Consider the following 19,912-nt stretch of genomic DNA (forward strand, 5'->3'; position numbering starts at 1 on the left):
TCTGCCCATGACTTCCGGACGCCGCTATGTCTCGCCTTATCGGGAAAAGGCAGCGGCTCAGACCCGCGCCGCCATCCTTCGGCAGGCCGCCGAGCTGTTCGCGGAGCGCGGCTACGGGCGGGTCACCGTGGCCGAAATCGCCAACGCGGCCGGCGTCGCCCACAAGACGGTGTTCGCGAGCGTGGGCAGCAAGGCCGACATCCTCGACCAGATCGTGGACCGGGCGGTCGCCGACTCCGGGTACCGGCAGTCCGTCACGCACATGCTCACCCTGGACTCCGCGGAGGAGGTGCTGAGGGTACTGGCCCACGGCACCCGCCTGGGCAACGAGGGCCAGTCCACCGCGCAGGAAGCGATCCGCAAGGCCCTGCCCGTTCACGAGAACGGGCAGGCGCTCTGGGAGCGCGCGACCGCGGCCTACCGGGACGCCCTGGGCACGGTCGCCGCCCACCTGGCCGCCCTCGGCACGGGTCTTGGCGGCCACTCCGTGCAGGAGGTGGCCGATCTGCTCTGGCTCTGGTTCGGCCCGACGGGCTGGCGCACCCTCGTGGCAGAGAGCGGCTGGTCCTGGGACCGGGCCGAGGAATCCCTCTACCGGACCGCCCTGGCGACCCTCGACCGCCCATCGGCCCCGCGGCCGGATTCCGGCCCGCCCACCCCGTGAACGCACCCCGTCCATCAGCCCGCGGACGCCACGAACGACTTCGGGCCCACCGGCAGAAACCGGCGGACCCGAAGTCGATGTTCCGAAGGAAGCCCCTCCGAAGTTCAGGGGGTATCCCCTCCTGAACCGCCCTACAACACCGGCAGATTCTTCCGCAGCTCGAACGCCGTCACCTCGGAGCGGTACTCCTCCCACTCCTGGCGCTTGTTGCGGAGGAAGAAGTCGAAGACGTGTTCGCCGAGGGTTTCGGCGACGAGTTCGCTGCGTTCCATGAGGGAGAGGGCCTCGCCGAGGTTCTGGGGCAGGGGCTCGATGCCCATGGCGCGGCGCTCGGCGTCGGTGAGGGCCCAGACGTCGTCGTCGGCGCCCGGCGGGAGCTCGTAGCCCTCCTCGATGCCCTTGAGGCCGGCGGCGAGGAGCATCGCGTAGGCGAGGTACGGGTTCGCGCCGGAGTCGAGGGAGCGGACCTCGACCCGCGCCGAGCCGGTCTTGCCGGGCTTGTACATCGGGACGCGGACCAGGGCGGAGCGGTTGTTGTGGCCCCAGCAGATGTACGAGGGGGCCTCGCCGCCGGCGCCCGCGGTGCGCTCGGAGCCGCCCCAGATGCGCTTGTAGGAGTTGACCCACTGGTTGGTGACCGCGGAGATCTCCGCGGCGTGCTTCAGCAGGCCCGCGATGAAGGAGCGGCCGACCTTGGAGAGCTGGTACTCCGAGCCGGACTCGTAGAAGGCGTTGCGGTCGCCCTCGAAGAGGGAGAGGTGCGTGTGCATGCCGGAGCCGGGGTGCTCGGAGAACGGCTTCGGCATGAAGGTGGCCTGGATGCCCTGCTCCAGCGCGACCTGCTTCATGACCAGGCGGAACGTCATGATGTTGTCCGCCGTGGACAGCGCGTCGGCGTACCGCAGGTCGATCTCCTGCTGGCCGGGCGCGCCCTCGTGGTGGGAGAACTCGACGGAGATGCCCATCGACTCCAGCATGGTGATCGCCTGGCGGCGGAAGTCCATGCCGACGTTCTGCGGGGTGTGGTCGAAGTAGCCGGAGTTGTCCGCGGGGGTGGGCCGCGTGCCGTCCAGCGGGCGGTCCTTCAGCAGGAAGAACTCGATCTCCGGGTGGGTGTAGAAGGTGAAGCCCAGGTCGGAGGTCTTGGTGAGGGTGCGCTTGAGGACGTAGCGCGGGTCCGCGAAGGACGGGGAGCCGTCCGGCATCAGGATGTCGCAGAACATCCGGGCCGTACCCGGGGCCTCGGCGCGCCACGGCAGGACCTGGAAGGTCGAGGGGTCCGGCTTGGCGATCATGTCCGACTCGTATACACGGGCGAAGCCCTCGATCGCCGAGCCGTCGAAGCCGATGCCCTCGTCAAAGGCCTGTTCGAGCTCCGCCGGGGCCACGGCCACCGACTTGAGGAAGCCGAGTACGTCCGTGAACCACAGACGTACGAACCGGATGTCACGCTCCTCCAGTGTCCGGAGCACGAACTCCTGCTGCTTGTCCATCTTCCGCTTCCACCCATCCTTGCTGGTCAGGCCGCCTGCTCCCACGCCTCGGGGACGGTCGGGGCACCTGACCATCCCACCACAACACCATTTCATGCGCGTTGCCGACCTTGATCGGCCGGCCGGACGGGGCCTTAACGCCTCGTGTCCGGCAGGTGTCCCGCTCCGATCGCGCCCACCTGCCCATCTTGCCTGTCGGGGGACTCATCTGTAATGGGCGGCCACGCTCCCACTACGATCAGTTTTCCCGACCGTCCCCCACGCCGAAGGACTCTCGCCATGGGTTCCGAGAAGAACACCAGAAACGCCTCGCGGAAGGCGCGCATAGCGGAGATGCGCCGCGCCGAGCAGTCCCGCGAGCGTCGCAACCGGCTTCTCTCGATCACCCTCGGCGTGGTCATCGTCGCGTCGCTCGGGCTGGGCGGTTACGCGCTCGTCCAGTCGCAGCCCGACAAGGACGACACGGCGAGCGACTCCAAGGGGGCGAAGGGCCGCTTCGTGACGGGCGCGGACGGTGTGCGGACCTGGAGCGCGAAGCTCTCCCAGACGCACGTCAGCAAGACCGTGAAGTACCCGATGGAGCCGCCGGTCGGCGGTGACCACAACGCTGTCTGGATGAACTGCAACGGCGACGTCTACGGCCAGGCGATCAACAACATGAATGCCGTGCACTCGCTGGAGCACGGCGCGGTCTGGGTGACGTACAACAGCAAGGCCGCCGACGCCGACGTCAAGGCGCTCGCGGAGAAGGTCAAGAAGACGCCGTACACGCTGATGAGCCCGGTCGAGGACCAGAAGGACCCGATCATGCTCAGCGCGTGGGGCAAGCAGCGCACGGTGACGAGCGCGACCGACGGAGATGTCGACAAGTTCTTCGAGTCGTACGTGCAGGGCGAGCAGACCCCGGAGCCGGGCGCCGCCTGCACCGGCGGCCTGGCGAAGTGAATCGGCCGAGCCGGATCGGACGGACTGGACGCGCTGGACAGACTGGATGGACCGGGCGGAGTGGACGGACTGGGCGGATGAGGCAGGTCGGGTGGATCTCGGGGGCCGCGGCGGCGGTGCTCGTCGCGGCCGGGGCGATCACGTACGCGGTCGCCGACGGCTCCGGTGACGACTCGGCGGTGGAGGTTCCCGCCGCCGACTCGGCGGACGCGGGGTTCGCCCGGGACATGGCGGTCCATCACCAGCAGGCCGTCGAGATGTCGTACATCGTGCGGGACCGCACCAAGAACGTGGAGGTACGGCGGCTCGCGTACGACATCGCGCAGACGCAGGCCAACCAGCGGGGCATGCTCCTCGGCTGGCTCGACCTGTGGGGGCTGCCGAAGGTGTCGTCGGAGGGGCCCATGGCGTGGATGGGCATGGCCGGCATGGCCTCCGGCGAGGACGGTGAGCTGATGCCGGGGATGGCGACCAACACCGAGCTGGCGAAGCTGAACACGCTGAGCGGTGAGCGGGCGGAGGTCCTCTACCTCCAGCTGATGACCGCGCACCACGAGGGCGGCATCCACATGGCCGACGGCTGCGTGGAGAAGTGCCGGGTCGGGGTGGAGCGCAGGCTCGCCACCGGCATGGTCCGGGCGCAGCAGTCGGAGATCGACGTGATGGCCGGTCTGCTGAAGGCACGGGGGGCGAAGGCCCGTTGATGGACACAAGGCGCGCGTAACCCCCAAATCCCCTGCGGATACGGTTCCTTGGGCTCTTCTTGGCCCACCCATTGACCGCCCATTCCCCTGGCATGGACGGTTCGTCGCAAGAGTGACCCCTGCGTGATCCATTCCCTGTGCATCCAGTTGGCACGGGGAGTTCACGGATCAGCGACCGACCACTACATGCGACGAACCGCATCGCAGGGGGTTACATGAGATCCAACCGCGCAGCGCTGCGAGCCGGAGTGAGCATGGCAGCGACACTGCCCCTGCTCGCCGGCGCGCTGGCGATCGGCATACCCGCGGCGCAGGCCGCGGACGGCCCGAGCCGGGACACCCTCGCGGGCACGAAGCCCGCCTGGGCGACGGCCAAGGCGGACAAGGGCGCCACCGCGGACAGTTCGCAGGTCTCCGCCCGGGTCTACCTGGCCGGCCGGAACACCGCGGGCCTGGCCGCGTACGCCAAGGCCGTGTCCGACCCGCAGTCCGCCTCGTACGGGAAGTACCTCAGCGCCACGCAGGCGCAGAATCGCTTCGGCGCCACCGGGGCGCAGGTGGCCGCGGTGACGTCGTGGCTGAAGGCGGCGGGCCTGAAGGTCACCGGCAGCACGGCGCACTACATATCCGTGACGGGTGACGTCACCGCCGCCGAGAAGGCGTTCGACACCCAGCTGCACAACTACACCAAGGGCGCCAAGACCTACCGCGCGCCGTCGAAGTCGGCGTCCGCGCCGGCCGCTCTGAACGGCGCCGTCCTGACCGTCACCGGCCTGGACAACGCCCCGCACAAGGCGAGCCACAGCGACACCCTGCCGCCGCCGGACGCCGTCTTCAAGAACGCCGGACCGTTCTCCTCGTACTACGGCTCGAACGTCGCGAAGACCCTGCCGAGCGCGTACGGCACGAAGATCCCGTACGCCGTCCAGGGGTACACCGGCAAGCAGTTGCGCGCCGCCTACGGAGCGGGCAGCAGTACCGGGAAGGGCGTGCGGGTCGCCATCACCGACGCGTACGCCTCCCCCACGATCGCCTACGACGCCGCCACCTACGCCAGGAAGCACGGCGACGCGGCGTACGGCAGCGGTCAGCTCCGCCAGGTGCTGCCCGGCACGTACACGAAGACCGAGGAGTGCGGGGCCGCGGGCTGGTACGGCGAGGAGACCCTCGACGTCGAGGCCGTGCACGCGGTCGCGCCCGGCGCGAGCATCACCTACGTCGGCGCCGCCTCCTGCTACGACGACGACCTGCTCGACTCGCTGGGCAAGATCGTCGACGGGCACCTCGCCGACATCGTCTCCAACTCCTGGGGCGACATCGAGGCCAACGAGACGCCCGACATCGCGGCGGCCTACGACCAGGTCTTCCAGCTCGGCGCGGTCGAGGGCATCGGCTTCTACTTCTCCTCGGGCGACAACGGCGACGAGGTGGCCAACACGGGTACGAAGCAGGTCGACACCCCGGCCAACTCGGCGTGGGTGACGGCGGTGGGCGGTACCTCGCTGGCGGTCGGCAAGGGCGACAAGTACAAGTTCGAGACCGGCTGGGGCACCGAGCGGGCCGTGCTGTCCGACGACGGCAAGAGCTGGACGGACTTCCCCGGCGCGTTCACCTCGGGCGCGGGCGGCGGCACCAGTCGGACGGTCTCGCAGCCCTACTACCAGCGCGGGGTCGTGCCCGGTTCGCTCGCCAAGGCGAACGGCACCACCGCCATGCGTACCGTGCCGGACATCTCGGCGGTCGCCGACCCCAACACCGGTTTCAAGGTGGGCCAGACGCAGACGCTCGCCGACGGGACGCAGGCGTACAGCGAGTACCGGATCGGCGGCACCTCGCTCGCCGCGCCGGTGATCGCCGCGGTGCAGGCGCTGGCCCAGCAGACGCGGGGCGGCAAGGCGATCGGCTTCGCCAACCCGGCGATCTACGCCAAGTACGGCTCGAAGGTCTACCACGACGTCACGGACAACCCCACGGGGTCCGGACTCGCCGTGGCGCGCGTCGACTTCGTCAACGGCTTCGACGCGACGGACGGCCTCCTCACCTCCGTGCGCAGCCTCGGCAAGGACAGCTCGCTGAAGGCCGTACGGGGGTACGACGACATCACCGGCGTGGGCACGCCCGCGGGCGGCTACGTCCGGTCGTACGGCCGCCGCTGAGGTCCACGCGGTACGGCACGCCGCATTCCGCGCGTCCGCCCCCGACGGAGTCCCGTCGGGGGCGGGCGTACGTCCGCCGAAGACCTCTCGCCGGGGCCCGGGGCCGGGAGGCGCGAGGTGCCGCCCGGTGCCCGCCACCCCATCGCGTCGCTCTGACGATTACACTGATCCGTGTGCCTCCACTGAACTTCCGGTCGCTCTATCAGCACGGCTTCGCGCGCGTCGCCGCCTGTACGGGCCACACCGTCATCACGGACCCGTACGCCAACGCCGAGGCGATGCTGCGCCACGCGCGCAGGTGCTCCGAGGAGGGTGTGGCCGTCGCCGTCTTCCCGGAGATGGCGCTGTGCGGCTACTCCATCGAGGACCTGCTGCTCCAGGACGCGCTGCTCGACGAGGTCGAGGAGGCGCTGCGGACCGTGGTGGCGGGGTCGGCCCAGCTGCTGCCGGTACTGCTCGTCGGCGCCCCGCTGCGGCACCGCAACCGGGTCTACAACTGCGCGGTGGTCGTGCACCGCGGCCGCGTCCTCGGTGTCGTGCCCAAGTCGTACCCGCCGAACTACCGGGAGTTCTACGAGAGTCGGCAGATCGCCGGCGGTGACGACGAGCGCGGCGGGACGATCCTGGTCGGCGGTGAGCGGGTGCCGTTCGGCGTCGACCTGCTGTTCGCGGCGGACGACGTACCCGGCCTGGTGCTGCACACGGAGATCTGCGAGGACATGTGGGTGCCGGTGCCGCCGAGCGCCGAAGCCGCTCTGGCGGGCGCGACCGTCCTCGCCAACCTCTCCGGCAGCCCCATCACCGTCGGCCGTGCCGAGGACCGCAGGCTGCTGTGCCGCTCGGCGTCCTCACGCTGCCTCGCCGCGTACGTCTACGCGGCGGCCGGGCCGGGCGAGTCGACCACCGACCTGTCCTGGGACGGCCAGACCCTGATCTACGAGAACGGGGTGCTGCTGGCCGAGTCGGAGCGCTTCCCGCTCGACGACCAGTTCGCCGTCGCCGATGTCGACCTCGACCTGCTGCGCCAGGAGCGGCAGCGGATGGGCACCTTCGACGAGAACCGGCGTACCCACGCCGCCCGCACCGCCGACTTCCGTACCGTGTCGTTCCAACTCGAACCGCCGACGACCGACTTGGGGCTGCGGCGGCGTATCGAGCGCTTCCCGTTCGTGCCCGCGGACCCCGGCCGGCTGGCCCTGGACTGCTACGAGGCGTACAACATCCAGGTCGCGGGGCTGCAACAGCGGCTCGCGTCGATCGGTGGGCCGAAGGTGGTCATCGGGGTGTCCGGCGGGCTCGACTCCACGCACGCGCTGATCGTGGCGGCCCACGCGATGGACCGCGCGGGGCGCCCGCGCAGCGACATCCTGGCCTGGACCCTGCCCGGCTTCGCCACCAGCGACCACACCAAGGACAACGCGCACAAGCTGATGCGCGCCCTCGGCGTCACCGCGGCCGAGCTGGACATCACACCGACCGCCCGGCTGATGCTGAAGGAGATGGACCACCCGTTCGCCGCCGGTGAGCCGGTGTACGACATCACCTTCGAGAACGTCCAGGCCGGACTGCGCACCGACTACCTGTTCCGGCTCGCCAACCAGCGCGGCGGCATCGTGCTCGGCACCGGCGACCTCTCGGAGCTGGCCCTCGGCTGGTCCACCTACGGCGTGGGCGACCAGATGAGCCACTACAACGTCAACTCGGGCGTGCCGAAGACGCTGATCCAGCATCTGATCCGCTGGGTCATCGGCAGCGGCCAGTTCGACGAGGAGACCGGCGGGATCCTCGCCGCGATCCTCGACACCGAGATCAGCCCGGAACTCGTACCGGGTGAGGAGATGCAGTCCACCGAGTCCAAGATCGGCCCGTACGCGCTGCACGACTTCACGCTGTTCCACGTGCTGCGCTACGGTTTCCGGCCCTCGAAGATCGCCTTCCTGGCCTGGCACGCCTGGCACGACGCGGACACCGGCGCCTGGCCGCCGAGCTTCCCCGATGCCAAGCGGGTGGCGTACGACCTGCCGGAGATCCGGCAGTGGCTGGAGGTGTTCTGCCGTCGCTTCTTCGCGTTCGCGCAGTTCAAGCGCTCGGCCATGCCGAACGGGCCGAAGGTCTCGGCGGGCGGTTCACTGTCCCCGCGAGGCGACTGGCGAGCCCCGTCGGACAGCTCGGCGACGGCCTGGCTGCGCGATCTCGCGCGTTTCGACTAGGGATTGCGCGGCTGTGGGGCGCCCTCCGACGAGGGCGCCCCCGGGAAGCGGTCTCAGTGGTGCACCGACTCCGCGTGCTCGGGCAGGTAGGAGGCGACCACACGCTCCCGGCCGGTCACCGCGCCGGGCGCCCGGCGCCGGTCCACCACATACGCCACCCCGGCGACTCCCAGGCCCAGGACGGCCAGTCCCGCGCCCACCACGGCGGGCGAGGTCACGCCGAACCCGGCGGCCAGTACGAGGCCGCCGATCCACGCGCCCCCGGCGTTGGCCAGGTTGAAGGCGGCCTGGTTGGCCGAGGAGGCGAGGGACGGGGCCGAGGAGGCCTTCTCCATCACCATCAGGAGCAGCGGCGAACTGGTCACGAACGCCGCCGTGCCGAGCAGGACCACCGCGAGCGCGGCGCTCCACGCGGCCGTCATCAGCACCGGGAACAGGGCCAGGACCACCGCGAGCGAGACGAGGCCGCCGAAGAGCGTGCCGCGCATCGAGCGGTCCGCCAGCCGTCCGCCCAGCAGGTTGCCCGCGGTGGCGCCGACGCCGAACAGCGCCAGCAGCAGGGTCACGCTGGAGTCGGCGTACCCGGCGGCGTCCGTGAGCATCGGAGTGATGTAGCTGTACGCGGCGAACAGCGCGCCGAAACCGGCGACCGTCGTACCGAGGGCCAGCCAGACCGGGAGCGAACGCAGGGCGGCCAGTTCGCCGCGCAGGCCCGCCACGGGCGTGTGCGCCCCGTCGCGGGGGACGAGGAGGGCCAGGGACAGCACGGCCAGCAGGCCGATCACGCTGACGCCGAGGAAGGTGGAGCGCCAGCCCATGTGCTGGCCCATGAGCGTGGCCGCCGGGACGCCCACGACGTTCGCGACCGTCAGGCCCAGGAACATCAGCGAGACGGAGCGCGCCTTGCGCTCGGGGGCGACCAGGCCGGTGGCGACGACGGCGCCGACGCCGAAGAAGGCGCCGTGCGGCAGTCCGCTGAGGAAGCGGGCGGCCAGCAGCCAGTGGTAGTCGGGGGCGAGGGCGGAGAGCGCGTTGCCCGCGACGAACAGCACCATCAGGGCGATGAGGACCTTGCGGCGGGACATCCGGGCGGTGACGGCGGCCAGCAGCGGGGCGCCGATGACGACGCCGAGCGCGTACGCGGAGACCAGGTGTCCCGCGGTCGGAATGGATATGTGCAGGTCGTCCGCGACGTCGGGCAGCAGACCCATCATCACGAACTCGGTGGTACCGATGCCGAAGGCGCCCACGGCTAGGGCGAGCAGGGCCAGAGGCATGAGGGGCCTTTCAGTGGAGCGGAGGGTGCGCGGAGGTTCGCGGGGACGTGACCGCGCGCAGGTCTGCGTCCCGTACACACCGCTGTGTACGGGACGGTTAAGTTCATCCAGGGAACAAAGTCTCCCAGGCCCAGTATTCCAGGAGGTTAAGACCCGGTTGCGGAGATCTTCACGCGGGCGGCGACCGGGAGGTGGTCGCTGGGGGTCCTGGGCAGCGTCCAGGAGGACACCGGCTCGATCCCCTTGACCATGATCTGGTCGATCCGGGCCATCGGGAACGACGCGGGCCAGCTGAAGCCGAAGCCGCTGCCCGCCGCGCCCTGCGTGGAGCGCATCTGGGCGGTGACGGCGTTGAGCGCGCGGTCGTTCATGGTGCCGTTCAGGTCGCCGAGCAGGACGACCTGCGCGTTGGGATCGCCGGTGATCGCCTCGCCCAGCGCGTCGGCGCTCTTGTCACGCTGGCGGGCCGTGAACCCGGCCTCCAGTTTCACCCGTACCGAGGGGAGGTGGGCGACGTACACGGCGACCGGCCCCTCCGGCGTCGTCACGGTCGCACGCATCGCCCGGGTCCAGCCCAGCTTGATGTCCACCGGCCGGACGCCGGTGAGCGGGTACTTGCTCCACAGCCCGACCGTGCCCTGCACCGAGTGGTACTTGTACGTCGAGGCGAGCGCCTTCTCGTACGTCGGGACCGCGGTGGCCGTCAGCTCCTCCAGGGCCATCACGTCGGCGCCGGACGCGGCCACGTCACCGGCGGTGCCCGAGGGGTCCGGGTTGTCCGCGTTGACGTTGTGCGTGGCGACGGTCAGGTTCCCGCCGCCGCCCGTCTTGTCGGTGACGAGTCCGCCGAAGGTGTTCAGCCAGACGATCGCGGGCAGCAGCACGGCGATCAGGGCGGTCGCCGACCTCCGTACGAAGGCGAGGACCAGCAGGACCGGCACGGCGAGGCCGAACCAGGGCAGGAACGTCTCGGTGAGGCTGCCCAGGTTGCCGATCCTGTTCGGGATCCGGGAGTGCAGCGTGATCACCAGCGAGAGGATCACCGCGAGCACGGCGATGATCACACCGCGGCGCCAGATGCCCCGGTCGCCGCGCCAGCCGGCGAACATACGCCGAAGCCGGGACCCTCTGCGGTCGGGCCCCTGGCCGCCGCTGCCCGTCTCCGTCATATACGCCTGCGCCATACCCTCGCCTCACAACTTGCCGTGCACACCGACTGCCCCGCGCTACGACCCTAGGGGATGATCCGTGTCGTTCCCGCCGTCCCGTGACGGCCGTACTGGCACGAGGACGTGCAACCTCGTCCCCGGAGTTCCGAATGCGGAGGTGGAACGCGTCCCCTGTGACAAAACGCGCACATACGGCCCGTCAGAAATCAGCTGAACGGCCGGGCGGGTGACCGCGGCGCGGGCGGGTGGACCACGGCCCTACGGACGGGTGGGCCACGGCTCGACGGGCGGGTGGACTACGGCTTGGGGGGACGCAGTCCATCGAGCGCCGCGTCCACGATCCGTGCCGCGAGGTCCTCGGGGAGGTCCGCCTGGGGGCGCAGCACCGAGCGTACGAGCATGGGGCCGACGAACATGTCGTTGAGCAGGTCGAGGTCGATGTCGTCACGGAGTTCGCCGTCGCGCTGTCCGCGGCGCAGGACCTCCAGGGTGCTCAGGCGGCGCGGTTCGACGACGATGGCGTGGTAGGCCTCCCAGACCTTGGGACTGCTCTTCATCTGCGCGTAGACGTTGTGCAGGATCAGCGAGGTGCGCTTGGCCACCCCGCGTTGGCGCAACGGCTCCAGGAGGGCGATCAGGTCCTCGCGCATCGAGGTGCCGGGGAGTTCGGGGTCCGGGGGCTCAACGTTGCGCAGGACGTCGACGAAGAGGGCTTCCTTGCCGCTCCAGCGGCGGTAGATGGTCGCCTTGCCGACCCCGGCGGTGCGGGCCACCCGCTCGATGGAGACCTCCCCGAGCGGTACGCCCTCCTCCAGGAGCTTCATCACGCCCTCGATGATGGAGCGTTCGACAGCCTCGCTGCGGGGGCGCCCCCGCACGGGGCACGCTTCCGGCCGGTCCTGGCTTTCAGCGAGGCTCACGTCGAACTCCGTCCGTTTCACTGGTTGCGCGTCACGCGTTGCGCGTGGGGTGATTCTCTCCCGGTACGAGCGTGGTGGCGGCTACGAGCCCGCCTTCACCAGTTCCGTCTCCTCCTTGTCCTCCCGCGCGGTCGGCGGGCGGCCCGGCAGGAACAGGAACACGACCAGCGCGCCGATGACGGCGACACCCGCGCCGCACAGCGCGGTGACGTGCATGGCGTGCAGGAAGGCGTCGTTGGCGGGGGTGACGAGGGCCCTGCCCTCGGGCCCGAGCCGGGCGGCGACGCCGAGGGTGGCCTCGATGGACTCGCCTGCGGTGTGCCGCAGGTTCGCCGGGACCATGGTGAGCTTGTCCTCGATGCCGTTGCGGTAGGCCGCGGACAGCACGGAGCCGAGTACGGCGATGCCGAGGGCGCCGCCGACCTGGCGGAAGGTGTTGCTGAGGGCGGACGCGGAGCCGGCCTTCTCACGCGGCAGGGCCTGCATGATCACGACGCTGGTCGGCGTCATGATGTGTGCCATACCGGTGCCCATGAAGAAGAAGATGACCTCCAGGACCCAGATCGGCGTGTCCGCGTCCAGCGTGGCGAACGCGGCCAGCATCGCGGCGATCATCAACAGGCCCGCCGTGCAGGTGGCCTTGTTCCCGAAGCGGTCGACGACGAGGCGGGCGCGCGGCGCGAAGATGAGCTGGGCGACGGCGAGCGGCAGCATCAACAGGCCGGTCTGGAGCGGCGAGTAGCCCCGCACGCTCTGGGTGTAGAAGACGGAGAAGAAGGTCACCCCCATCAGCGCGAAGAAGACGAGCGCGATGGCGGACATCGCCGCCGAGAAGACCTTGTTCTTGAAGTAGGTGACGTCGATGGACGGGTGGTCGCTGCGCTTCTCGAACACCACGAAGCCGACGAGGACCGCGACTCCGGCCCCGATGGTCGCCAGGACCGTCGGATCGGTGAAGTCGGCGAGCTGGCCGCCCTTGATGATGCCGTAGACCAGCAGGACGAGACCGACGACGGACAGGACCACGCCGATCGGGTCGACGCGTCCGGGGTTGGGGTCGCGGGAGTCCGGGACCAGCCAGATCATCAGGACCAGCGCGAGCAGCACGATCGGCACGTTGACCAGGAAGACCGAGCCCCACCAGAAGTGGTCCAGGAGTATGCCGCCGGTGATCGGGCCGATCGCGATGGCGAGGCCGACGCCGCCTGCCCAGATGCCGATGGCCTTGGGCTGCTCGTCGCGCTCGAAGACGTTCATCAGGACGGAGAGGGTGGCCGGCATCACGAAGGCGGCGCCGAGGCCCATCACCGCGCGGAACACGATGAGCTGGACCGGTGAGCCGGACTCCGCGGCCAGCGCGGAACCGACGCCGAACACGGCGAGACCGGCGAGCAGCACCTTCTTGCGGCCGAGCCGGTCGCCGAGGAGGCCCGCGGTGAAGAGCAGTCCGGCGAAGACGAGCGTGTAGGCGTTGATCGCCCACTCCAGCTCGCCCTGAGTGGCGCCGAGGCCGACGGGCGCGGGGGTCGAGATCGTCTTGATCGCGACGTTCAGGATCGAGTTGTCGAGCACCACGATCAGCAGGCTCAGCATGAGCACGCCGAGGATGGCCCATCGGCGCTTGTGCACCGCCTCGGGTACATGTCGTTCGGAAGCGGGAGCGGAAGTTGTCATGACGACCAGCCTAGCTAGTTTCGATACGACACCGTCTCGTATCGAAAATGCTTTACGGAGAACTTACGAAGAGACCTAGGTCCGGGGACGGAGTCCCGGGGGCCGCTCCAGCGGGCCTGTGGCGCTCTCCCGGGGCCCGGTCTAGCCGCGCGTGGCACGAGGTGCCACCATGGAGGTGATCCGGGGACGCCGTCAGGGTGCCTCGAGATGACTGAAGGAGCCGTTGCGATGACGCAGGATTCGGCTGCCGCGAAGCAGCCCGCGGAGGGTGTCCGCCCGTCCACCGACAGCAGCAAGGCGCTGTACGGGGGCAAGAGCACCCGCCGCATCACGGTGCGGGACATCCTCGCCGCCAAGGAGCGCGGCGAGAAGTGGCCCATGCTCACCGCCTACGACGCGATGACCGCGTCCGTCTTCGACGAGGCCGGCATCCCGGTCATGCTCGTCGGCGACTCGGCGGGCAACGTCCACCTGGGATACGAGACCACCGTGCCCGTCACGATGGACGAGATGACCATGCTGTCCGCCTCGGTCGTACGCGGCACCTCGCGCGCCCTGATCGTGGGCGACCTGCCCTTCGGCTCCTACCAGGAGGGCCCGGTGCAGGCGCTCCGCTCGGCCACCCGCCTCGTCAAGGAGGCCGGCGTCGGCGCGGTCAAGCTGGAGGGCGGCGAGCGCTCGCACCGCCAGATCGAGCTGCTCGTGGAGTCGGGGATCCCGGTGATGGCGCACATCGGCCTCACCCCGCAGTCCGTGAACTCCATGGGCTACCGCGTGCAGGGCCGCGGCGAGGAGGCCGCGGCGCAGCTGCTGCGCGACGCCAAGTCGGTCCAGGACGCGGGCGCGTTCGCCGTCGTCCTCGAACTGGTCCCCGCCGAGCTGGCCGCCGAGGTCACCCGCACCCTGCACATCCCGACGGTCGGCATCGGGGCGGGCCCCGAGACGGACGCCCAGGTCCTGGTGTGGACCGACATGCTCGGGCTGACCGGCGGCAAGGTGCCGAAGTTCGTCAAGAAGTACGCCGACCTGCGCCAGGTCATGGGCGACGCGGCCAAGGCGTTCGCCTCCGACGTCGTCGGCGGAACGTTCCCGCTGGAGGAGCACTCCGTCCACTGAGCTCCCCCGCGCTTCCCCCGAGGACCTGCCGAGGTCCACTGAGCCACCGCGGCACCAAGGCGACCCGTCGAACTTCCCCCGTCGACGGGTCGCTGCCGTTTCCGGGGGTCAGCCGTCGGGGATCTGCCGTCGGCGGGGGTCTGCCGTCGGCGGTGCACCGGTCCGTCGGCTGTGCGCCGACCTGTCGGTGGTGTGTCGGTCTGTCGGTGGCGTGTAGGGGGCTGTGGGCAGGCTGTCGGTGGTTTGTCGGTGGGGGCTGGCACCTTGGTGGTCATGACGCGAATCGACAACTTGCCCCGACAGGCCGACGACGGCCGGACGGCCGTGACCGTACGGGGGCTGGTCAAGCACTACGGCGAGACCAAGGCGCTGGACGGCGTCGACCTGGACGTGCGCGAGGGCACCGTGATGGGTGTGCTCGGGCCGAACGGCGCCGGCAAGACCACCCTCGTCCGCATCCTGTCCACCCTGCTCGCCCCGACCTCCGGCCAGGCCACCGTCGCCGGCTTCGACGTCGTACGGCAGCCGCGACAGCTGCGCCGGGTGATAGGCCTCACCGGGCAGTACGCCTCCGTCGACGAGAAGCTCCCCGGCTGGGAGAACCTCTACATGATCGGCCGGCTCCTCGACCTGTCCCGCAAGGACGCCCGGGCCCGCGCCGACGAGCTCCTCGAACGGTTCTCGCTCACCGACGCGGCCAAGCGGCCCGCGGGCACCTACTCCGGCGGTATGCGGCGTAGGCTGGACCTGGCGGCGTCCATGATCGGGCAGCCGACCGTCCTCTTCCTCGACGAACCGACCACCGGGCTCGACCCGCGCACCCGCAACGAGGTGTGGCACGAGGTGAAGCGCATGGTCGGCGAGGGCGTCACCGTGCTCCTCACCACCCAGTACATGGAGGAGGCCGAGCAGCTCGCCTCCGAACTGACCGTCGTGGACCGCGGCAAGGTCATCGCGAACGGCCGTATCGAGGAGCTCAAGGCCCGCGTCGGCGGCCGTACCCTGCGCGTCCGCCCGGCCGACCCGCTGCAACTGCGCCCGCTCGCGGCCGACCTGGACAGCCTCGGCATCACCGGACTGGCCAGCACGACCGTGGACACCGAGCGCGGCGCCGTGCTGGTCCCGATCCTCAGCGACGAGCAGCTCACCGCCGTCACCGGGGCGGTCATCGCGCGGGGTATCACCATCTCCTCCATCACCACCGAACTGCCCAGCCTGGACGAGGTGTTCCTGTCCCTCACCGGCCACCGGGCGAGTGCCCCGCAGGACACCGCGCCCACCGACGCACGCGAGGAAGTCGCCGTATGACCGCCGCCGTTCTCACCCCGGATCTCAAGGCCGACGCCCGGATCCCGCTGCGCGCGCATCTGCGCCACACCGGGGCCCTCGTCCGCCGCAACCTGCTGTGGATCCGCCAGGACCCGGAGTCGATGTTCGACGCGATCCTGTTCCCGGTGATCTTCACCCTGCTGTTCGTGTACGTCTTCGGCGGCTCCATCGGGCAGTCGCTGGGCGGTGGCCAGGAGGCCTACGTCCAGTACGTCGTGCCCGGTCTGATGGCCATGATGGGCATGAACATGGCCCAGGGAGTCGGCACCGGCTTCAACCAGGACTTCAACACCGGGGTCATGGACCGCTTCAGGTCCCTGCCGATCGGGCGCGGCTCCGTGCTGTTCGCCAAGATCGCGGTGGAGCTGATGCGGATGCTGTTCGCGACCGCGGTCCTGATGGTCGTCGGCGTCCTGGTGGGCTTCGACATCACCAACTGGCCCGGTCTGCTCGCCGCCGTGGCCCTGTCCACGGTGTTCGGCTCGGCGCTGATGTGGGTGTTCATCACGCTCGGCGTGGTCATGAAGAGCGCTCAGTCCGTGCAGGCCATGGGCTTCCTCGTGCTGATGCCGCTGCAGTTCGGCTCGTCGATCTTCGCGCCGACCCAGTCGATGCCGGGCTGGCTGCAGAACTTCACCGACTACAACCCGCTCTCCGCCCTGGCGGACACCGCCCGCGGCCTGATGGTCGGCGGCCCGGTGGCGCACGACCTGTGGGTGACCCTGGGCTGGTCGGTGGCCATCACGGTGGTGATGGCACCGATCGCGATCCACAAGTTCCGTACCAAGAGCTGACGTTCGGCTTCCCGGGCGACATCCCCGGTCCGCGTCAGATGAGGGCGGCGGCCTCCTCCACGGAGAGCCCGCCGCCTTCGGCGTACGCGGCCTCGTACGCCGCGTCGTCCAGTACCGCCCGCACCGCGGCCTCGGCCCGGGTGCGCGACTCGTCCTCCATGGGGGCCGAGAAGTGGTCCGGCGGCAGCAGGCCGTCGGAGGCGCCGAGCAGCCGGGCCGCGTCGGGGGCACGGCCGGCGCCGTACAGACCGGTGAGGGCGGTGGCCGCGGTGACCAGGTGCGCGGAGACCAGGTTCGGCGTGACCATCCGCGACAGCGGGTCCAGCGACCGCTCCAGCGCACCTCGCACCTTGCGCAGGGCGTCCGCGTACTGTCCGTCGACCACGTCGAGCCAGGCCTCCGTCCCGAGGATGAACCCGTCGACGACCATGAAGCTGCCGCCCGTGAACTCCTCGCGCAGCAGCCGCAGTTGCTCACGCCCTTCGGTGATCCGGCCGGAGCGCCCCAGCCACATGGTGAGGAAGAGACGGCCCGCGGGCATGGCCTCGTTGACCACGCCACGGCCCAGTGCCAGTACCTCGCGCAGCATCCGCTCGCCCCGCTCGGGCTCGCCCAGCTCGATGTACATGCTGCCGAGGCGGACGCTCAGCACCGCCTGCTGGGCCCGCGCACCGAGTTGTTCGGCGTACGCCATCGCCTCCGCGTAGTCCGCGGCGGCGAGCCCGAACTCGCCCCGCCGCTCGTGGGCCTCACCGCGGGCCGAGAGCGCTTCGGCGGTGCCCCAGGCGTCGCCGACGCGGGCGAAGATCTCCAGCGACTCGTCGGCATCGCGGGTCGCGCCGCCCGTCCAGTCGGTCCGGTTGGCCAGGATGTTGGCGCGCATCTGGAGGGCGGCGCCGAGTTCCCATTCGAGGCCGAGCTCACGGCAGGTGCTGACGGTGACGTCGATGACGGAGCGCATCCGGTCCATGTCGCCGGTGAGCATGACGGCGTAGAACCAGAAGCTGCCGGGGCTGCGGCAGGTCTGCGGGAGACCGGGCCGGTAGGTGTCGCTGATGACGCGCAGCTTCTCCTGGGCCTCCGGGCTCTGCCAGGTGCCCATGTCCATGTCCATACAGGCGAGTTGGATGAGGTGCACCCCGCGCCGGGCCTCCTCCAGGAGGTCCGGGGCGAGCGGCGGCGGGCCGGCCGTGCAGCTCTCGTACAGCGGGGCGACCTGGCGCGCGGGCGCCGCGAACGGGTCGGGGCCGAGGGCCATCACCTCACGGGACCAGGTGCGGGCCTCGATGCGCTGGTCGCGCATCTGCCAGTACCAGTGCAGCGACAGGACGAGGCACACGGCCTCCTGCTCGTCGCGTTCGGCGACGGCGTGCCGCAGCGCGGTGCGCAGGTTCTCGTACTCGCGCTCAAGGAGCGCGATCGCCGCGGCCTGGCCGGGACCGCGCAGCGCGGGATCGGTGGTGCGGGCGAGTTCGCGGTGGTACGTGAGGTGGGCGCGCTCGGCCGAGGCACGGGAACCGGCCTCCTCCAGCCGCTCGCCGGCGTACTCGGCGACGGTCTCCAGGAGCCGGTAGCGCATCCCCCCGTCCGGCGAGGGGGCCGCCACCACGAGGGACTTGTCGACGAGGGAGCCGAGTGTGTCCAGCGCGCCGGGTCCGCAGACGGCCTCGGCGGCGGCGAGGGCACAGCCGCCGGCGAACACGGAAAGCCGCCGCAGTACGTCGCGTTCGTCCTCGTCGAGGAGGTCCCAGGACCAGTCGACGACCGCGCGCAGGGTCTGCTGCCTGGGCAGCACCGTACGGGCGCCCGAGGTCAGCAGGCGGAACCGGTCGTCGAGGCGGTCGGCGATCTGTCTGGGGGTGAGCATCCGCAGCCGGGCGGCGGCGAGTTCGATGGCGAGCGGGAGGCCGTCGAGCCGCCGGCAGATCTCGGCGGCCGCCTCGGGATCGTCCTCGACCCGGAAGTCGGGCCGGGCCGCCGAACCGCGGTCGGCGAGCAGCCGCAGCGCGAAGGGCTCGGGCAGCGGCTCCACCGGGCGCAGCAACTCCCCCGGTACGCCGAGGGGTTCACGGCTGGTGGCGAGCACCGTCAGTCCGGGGCACCGCTTGAGCAGTTCCTCGACGAGGTGGGCCGCGGCGTCCACGACGTGTTCGCAGTTGTCGAGGATCAGCAGCATGCGGCGCTTGGCGCAGTGCTCGGCGAGCCGGTTGAGGGGGTCGTCGTGCCGGTCGGAGACCGCGCGCATCTCCTCGGCCCCGGCGCCGCGCAGCACGGTCTCCCGGGCGCCGACGGCGGTGAGCACGGCCTCGGGCACGGCCTTGGGGTCGTCGACCGGGGCCAGCTCGGCCAGCCACACCCCGTCCCGCGCCGCGTCCGTCACGGTCTCCGCCGCCTCCTGCGACAGCCGCGTCTTCCCGGCGCCGCCGGGCCCGAGCAGGGTCACCAGGCGGGCCGCCGCGAGATCGCCCCTGATGGCATCGATGTCGGCCTCCCGTCCGACGAAGGAGGTGAGCCGGGCGCGGAGGTTGCCGGGCGGCGGCTGGGACGGCTGCGGCACGGCGGGGAGCGGCGCCTCGACCTCGGCCGGTGTCAGCAACTGTGCGTGCAGGGCGCGCAGTTCGGCGCCGGGGTCGGATCCGAGCCGGTCGGCCAGCAGTTGTCGTACGGACTCGTAGGCGGCCAGGGCCTCCGCGGCGCGGCCCGCTTCGCGCAGGGCGCGCAGGCGCAGAACCTGGAGGGGTTCGTCCAGGGGGTGGCTGTCGCAGAGGGCGGTGAGCTCGGGCAGGGCCTGTTCGGCGTCGCCGAGGGCGAGGGCCGCGGTGAGGCGGGCGCGGCGGGCGTCGAGGCGGCGGGTCTCCCAGCGGGCGGATTCCGCGGCGCGGTCCGGGAGGTCGGCGAGGGCGGGGCCGTGCCACAGGGCGAGGGCGTCGTCGAGGACGGCCGCGGCCTTCGCGGCATCGCCGTCGGCCAGCGCGCGGGTGCCCTCGCCGGCCAGCCGCTCGAACCGGTGCAGGTCGACGTCGTCGCCGGTCGCGGTGAGCCGGTAGCCGCCCTCCACCGAGTCCACCGCGTCCGCGCCGAGCGCTCTGCGCAGCCGTCCGACCAACGCCTGGAGCGCGCCTGGCGCGTCCGCGGGCGGGTCGCCGTCCCACACCTCGTCGACCAGGACGGAGACGGGCACGGTCCGTCCGGGCCGTAGCGCGAGCACGGTCAGGAGGGCACGCAGCCGCGCCCCGCCGACCGGGACGGACGTGCCGTCGGAGCGGAGTGCCTGGGTGGTGCCGAGGATGCGGTAGCGCACGGGGTCCATTGTCTCTGGTGGCTCGGCGGTCGGGCATCGGCCACCGGTACGTCGGCGGCCGGCTCACCGTGAGGGGGCGAAGGGGGGACGGAGAACGTGTCAGGGCACCATGGCCCCACCTTCTCCGGAACCAATGGGCGATGGCGAGACGTTTTCCGAA

At 70.9% G+C, this 19,912-nt stretch carries 14 protein-coding genes; 8 read left to right on the top strand and 6 right to left on the bottom strand.

What is annotated here, in order from left to right; all coding sequences use genetic code 11:
* The first annotated feature begins 7 nt into the window (after window positions 1-7).
* Window positions 8-664: a TetR/AcrR family transcriptional regulator gene (locus tag ACIP79_RS14590; protein WP_401223067.1), complete on the top strand. Its 657-nt coding sequence runs from the start codon at window positions 8-10 to the stop codon at window positions 662-664.
* A gap of 131 nt (window positions 665-795) precedes the next feature.
* Here the strand turns inward: ACIP79_RS14590 and ACIP79_RS14595 are convergent, their stop codons facing one another.
* Window positions 796-2,157, bottom strand: a complete 1,362-nt coding sequence (locus ACIP79_RS14595) for a glutamine synthetase family protein (RefSeq protein ID WP_401223069.1) — start codon at window positions 2,155-2,157, stop codon at window positions 796-798.
* A 279-nt stretch (window positions 2,158-2,436) separates the two neighbouring features.
* Here ACIP79_RS14595 and ACIP79_RS14600 point away from each other — a divergent pair, with 279 nt between their 5' ends.
* The 4 genes from ACIP79_RS14600 to ACIP79_RS14615 all read left to right on the top strand — a co-directional run bounded on the left by ACIP79_RS14600 (window position 2,437) and on the right by ACIP79_RS14615 (window position 8,172).
* Window positions 2,437-3,102 carry a DUF3105 domain-containing protein gene (locus tag ACIP79_RS14600; protein WP_401223071.1) on the top strand — a complete coding sequence of 222 codons (666 nt, stop codon included), beginning with the start codon at window positions 2,437-2,439 and terminating at the stop codon, window positions 3,100-3,102.
* Between the two features lie 77 nt (window positions 3,103-3,179).
* Complete coding sequence (locus ACIP79_RS14605) at window positions 3,180-3,806, top strand: DUF305 domain-containing protein (RefSeq protein WP_401223072.1); 627 nt, start codon at window positions 3,180-3,182, stop codon at window positions 3,804-3,806.
* Window positions 3,807-4,021: 215 nt separating this feature from the next.
* Window positions 4,022-5,962 carry a protease pro-enzyme activation domain-containing protein gene (locus tag ACIP79_RS14610; RefSeq protein ID WP_401223074.1) on the top strand — a complete coding sequence of 647 codons (1,941 nt, stop codon included), beginning with the start codon at window positions 4,022-4,024 and terminating at the stop codon, window positions 5,960-5,962.
* A gap of 182 nt (window positions 5,963-6,144) precedes the next feature.
* Window positions 6,145-8,172 carry an NAD(+) synthase gene (locus ACIP79_RS14615; RefSeq protein WP_401223426.1) on the top strand — a complete coding sequence of 676 codons (2,028 nt, stop codon included), beginning with the start codon at window positions 6,145-6,147 and terminating at the stop codon, window positions 8,170-8,172.
* Between the two features lie 53 nt (window positions 8,173-8,225).
* Here the strand turns inward: ACIP79_RS14615 and ACIP79_RS14620 are convergent, their stop codons facing one another.
* The 4 genes from ACIP79_RS14620 to ACIP79_RS14635 all read right to left on the bottom strand — a co-directional run bounded on the left by ACIP79_RS14620 (window position 8,226) and on the right by ACIP79_RS14635 (window position 13,212).
* Entirely contained in the window at window positions 8,226-9,449 is a 1,224-nt protein-coding gene (locus ACIP79_RS14620; protein WP_401223076.1) for an MFS transporter, read from the bottom strand.
* 146 nt (window positions 9,450-9,595) lie between these two features.
* Window positions 9,596-10,558: an endonuclease/exonuclease/phosphatase family protein gene (locus ACIP79_RS14625; protein ID WP_401223428.1), complete on the bottom strand. Its 963-nt coding sequence runs from the start codon at window positions 10,556-10,558 to the stop codon at window positions 9,596-9,598.
* Between the two features lie 356 nt (window positions 10,559-10,914).
* On the bottom strand, window positions 10,915-11,538 hold the full coding sequence (locus ACIP79_RS14630) for a TetR/AcrR family transcriptional regulator (protein ID WP_401223077.1): 624 nt from the start codon (window positions 11,536-11,538) through the stop codon (window positions 10,915-10,917).
* An 81-nt stretch (window positions 11,539-11,619) separates the two neighbouring features.
* On the bottom strand, window positions 11,620-13,212 hold the full coding sequence (locus ACIP79_RS14635) for an MFS transporter (protein WP_401223079.1): 1,593 nt from the start codon (window positions 13,210-13,212) through the stop codon (window positions 11,620-11,622).
* Window positions 13,213-13,440: 228 nt separating this feature from the next.
* Between ACIP79_RS14635 and panB the strand changes: the two genes are divergently transcribed.
* The 3 genes from panB (at window position 13,441) to ACIP79_RS14650 (ending at window position 16,451) form a co-directional block, all read left to right on the top strand.
* Window positions 13,441-14,328, top strand: a complete 888-nt coding sequence (panB, locus tag ACIP79_RS14640; RefSeq protein WP_383681520.1) for a 3-methyl-2-oxobutanoate hydroxymethyltransferase — start codon at window positions 13,441-13,443, stop codon at window positions 14,326-14,328.
* Between the two features lie 273 nt (window positions 14,329-14,601).
* Window positions 14,602-15,636: an ATP-binding cassette domain-containing protein gene (locus tag ACIP79_RS14645; protein ID WP_401223081.1), complete on the top strand. Its 1,035-nt coding sequence runs from the start codon at window positions 14,602-14,604 to the stop codon at window positions 15,634-15,636.
* Entirely contained in the window at window positions 15,633-16,451 is an 819-nt protein-coding gene (locus tag ACIP79_RS14650; protein WP_401223082.1) for an ABC transporter permease, read from the top strand. The genes ACIP79_RS14645 and ACIP79_RS14650 overlap by 4 nt, the downstream gene beginning before the upstream one ends.
* Window positions 16,452-16,485: 34 nt before the next feature.
* On the opposite strand, the gene ACIP79_RS14655 is transcribed toward ACIP79_RS14650, so the two are convergent.
* Window positions 16,486-19,761, bottom strand: coding sequence for a BTAD domain-containing putative transcriptional regulator (locus ACIP79_RS14655; RefSeq protein ID WP_401223084.1), 3,276 nt, complete (start codon window positions 19,759-19,761; stop codon window positions 16,486-16,488).
* Window positions 19,762-19,912 lie beyond the last annotated feature (151 nt).

It is taken from the genome of Streptomyces sp. NPDC088747, assembly GCF_044751025.1.
GTDB lineage: Bacteria > Actinomycetota > Actinomycetes > Streptomycetales > Streptomycetaceae > Streptomyces.

Excerpts from the sequence above, each read along its gene's own strand:
- ACIP79_RS14590 (WP_401223067.1), top strand. The coding sequence starts at position 8 with ATGACTTCCGGACGCCGCTATGTCTCGCCTTATCGGGAAAAGGCAGCG.
- ACIP79_RS14595 (WP_401223069.1), bottom strand. The coding sequence starts at position 2,157 with ATGGACAAGCAGCAGGAGTTCGTGCTCCGGACACTGGAGGAGCGTGAC.
- ACIP79_RS14600 (WP_401223071.1), top strand. The coding sequence starts at position 2,437 with ATGGGTTCCGAGAAGAACACCAGAAACGCCTCGCGGAAGGCGCGCATA.
- ACIP79_RS14605 (WP_401223072.1), top strand. The coding sequence starts at position 3,180 with ATGAGGCAGGTCGGGTGGATCTCGGGGGCCGCGGCGGCGGTGCTCGTC.
- ACIP79_RS14610 (WP_401223074.1), top strand. The coding sequence starts at position 4,022 with ATGAGATCCAACCGCGCAGCGCTGCGAGCCGGAGTGAGCATGGCAGCG.
- ACIP79_RS14620 (WP_401223076.1), bottom strand. The coding sequence starts at position 9,449 with ATGCCTCTGGCCCTGCTCGCCCTAGCCGTGGGCGCCTTCGGCATCGGT.
- ACIP79_RS14625 (WP_401223428.1), bottom strand. The coding sequence starts at position 10,558 with ATGTTCGCCGGCTGGCGCGGCGACCGGGGCATCTGGCGCCGCGGTGTG.
- ACIP79_RS14635 (WP_401223079.1), bottom strand. The coding sequence starts at position 13,212 with ATGACAACTTCCGCTCCCGCTTCCGAACGACATGTACCCGAGGCGGTG.
- panB (WP_383681520.1), top strand. The coding sequence starts at position 13,441 with ATGACGCAGGATTCGGCTGCCGCGAAGCAGCCCGCGGAGGGTGTCCGC.
- ACIP79_RS14645 (WP_401223081.1), top strand. The coding sequence starts at position 14,602 with ATGACGCGAATCGACAACTTGCCCCGACAGGCCGACGACGGCCGGACG.
- ACIP79_RS14650 (WP_401223082.1), top strand. The coding sequence starts at position 15,633 with ATGACCGCCGCCGTTCTCACCCCGGATCTCAAGGCCGACGCCCGGATC.
- ACIP79_RS14655 (WP_401223084.1), bottom strand. The coding sequence starts at position 19,761 with ATGGACCCCGTGCGCTACCGCATCCTCGGCACCACCCAGGCACTCCGC.